This window comes from Armatimonas sp., from assembly GCF_043760365.1.
Taxonomy (GTDB): Bacteria; Armatimonadota; Armatimonadia; order Armatimonadales; family Armatimonadaceae; genus Armatimonas.
Genome location: NZ_JAYUPA010000280.1, coordinates 1 through 1,994, shown reverse-complemented (window position 1 = coordinate 1,994; position 1,994 = coordinate 1). Strand labels below are relative to the sequence as shown.

General features: G+C 59.1%; 3 protein-coding genes. All 3 read right to left on the bottom strand.

Annotation, left to right across the window (positions count from 1 at the left end):
• The coding region (locus tag ACH2EH_RS06705; RefSeq protein ID WP_395140135.1) for a hypothetical protein at window positions 1-469 on the bottom strand (469 nt) is incomplete at its 3' end.
• Window positions 470-522: 53 nt separating this feature from the next.
• A complete protein-coding gene (locus ACH2EH_RS06700) occupies window positions 523-1,659 on the bottom strand; it encodes a heavy metal-binding domain-containing protein (RefSeq protein ID WP_395140133.1) in 1,137 nt (378 codons plus the stop codon).
• A gap of 36 nt (window positions 1,660-1,695) precedes the next feature.
• Window positions 1,696-1,994: hypothetical protein (locus ACH2EH_RS06695; protein ID WP_395140131.1), on the bottom strand; the 299-nt coding region annotated here is incomplete at its 5' end.

Here is a 1,994-nt window from a genome sequence, read left to right as displayed (position 1 = left end):
CGCCATAGACGGTTTCCACTGTTTTGTCGTGGTGTTGGTTAAAGCGCAAGGCGGCAACCATCTCAGCGAGGCACTGGGCCAGGCCGGAGCTGAGGTCGCCTTTTTTAGCTTCCACGAGAGCAATCACTGGCGCTTGAACCGTGAACTGGATTGCGGAGGCGCTGATGAGATAGTCGCAGAAGCCATCGAGTCCCTGGCTGCGATCCACGTCGAACTCGACTCCAGGAAAGAGACTGACTTGGAGCCCGAGCTGCCGCCGTACTTCCAGCAGAACAGGAGACACCAGTAGCTCCGAACGGGAGCGCTCCGACCCGAAGGCCAGCACTATTGGCAGGTTATTGTGAAGCGTTTCCTGAAGCAGAGGGCTGGGAGTGACGGGGGCAACACCAGGAAAGAGGGTGTCGGCCTGTACATAGCACAGCCCAAAACGCTCTGAGAGAAGCTCCAGGGTAAATTTGTTGTAGGCCATAAGCGTATTATACCTGTGATATTCTCCCTGCCCTCGCCGGGTATAGTAGGAGGTTATTTTTTGCTCTCGTTCAAGTTCGCTCCGAGTGTTTTTTCGGCGGCGTTGTAGAACGTGTCCTTGTCCTTAATCACGGCCTGCGGTGGGAGTGCGCTGGTGAGGGTTTTGGTGCCCGCCACTTTCTTGACAGCAGTGCCGATGGCCATGAACTCGATCAGGCCGCTGCCAAGGTTATAGACATAGGTCTTGATCCCCACCACATCGTCGGCTCCGACGAGCTCGGCATCGGCGCGAATGCGTGTGATTGCGTTCTCGCGGGCCTCGTAGATGAGGGTCGAAAGCTCGGGGATCTCGCCGCGCACGAACGACTTAAACGCGGCGGTGAAGCTGCCCACGAAGCCCAGCGAGTAGACCGAGACGCCGAGTACGAGCTGGATCGGCTGGTAGCCCATGTACCAGATATTCCAGAGTTCCTCGTTGGTGAGATCGCTGGTGATCGGGCTCTCAAAGTGGCGCGGGTCGAGATCGGCATGGCGCGATGCAGTGCCCACCATCACCATCTCTTGCATCCCATTGAGCGGCAAGATCGAGGTCTGGATGCCGAGAACGGCGTTGGCTCCGGCTTCCCGCGCTTCCTCGGTGATGCGCCAGAGCGCCCTGTGCCGCGTCTCATTGAAGACATCAGAGAACTCCTTGACTTCGCCACGCGAGAGCGAGCGCAGGCCACCCATGATCCCGCCACCGATCCCAATCGAGTACGCGACATTGCCAAAGACGAACTTCACGGGCATGAAACCGCAGTCGAGCTGGCAGTAGAGCTCCTGACCATCGGCGGAGGTGGAGAACGCCAGCTTCTCGGACTTATTGCCCTCGTGGTGGATACAGGAGCCAATCGAGAGAAACTCCACATTACCCGCCTGCCAGATTAGCTCACTGGAGACTCCGGTGATGCCGATTCCGCCGTGGTGCTCTGCCTCTTTGACCATACGCGCCAGTGCGCTCTGTCGCCCCTCATGGATGATCTTGGTGACTTGCTCGATCTCACCGCCCATCATCGTCTTCAAGCCCGCTCCCACGGAGCCCACAAAACCCATTGAATAGACACTATTGCCAATCACCAGCTCGCCGGGCGCGAAGCCCTTCAGGTGCAAGCAGAACATCTCGTTGCCGGAAAGCCCCGTCATAATCGCCATTACTATTCGTCCTCGTAGGGCTATTCTACGCTAAAATCAGGCGAGCGAGCGCGGCGATATTTCGGGCATCGTCAATGCCTCGGTGGTGCTGCCCCAAAAGTGGCAGGCCCCTATCTCGTCACGGGGCATCCCACGGTCGCGGCAGGTGGCGTCTAGATCAACAATCATATAACGGTGAGGCTTTTTCACGAATGGTTGGCCGAGGCCTGAAAGTCCCCCGCCCAGAGGGCACCCGGTCGGCTTCGCCAAGCGGCCCGAGGCCGCGCCAAACGCCTCCTTCTCTGCGGGCTCGGCCCGCTTCGCGCGGAGCGCGGCCCAGAGATGGCCTTTCAGGC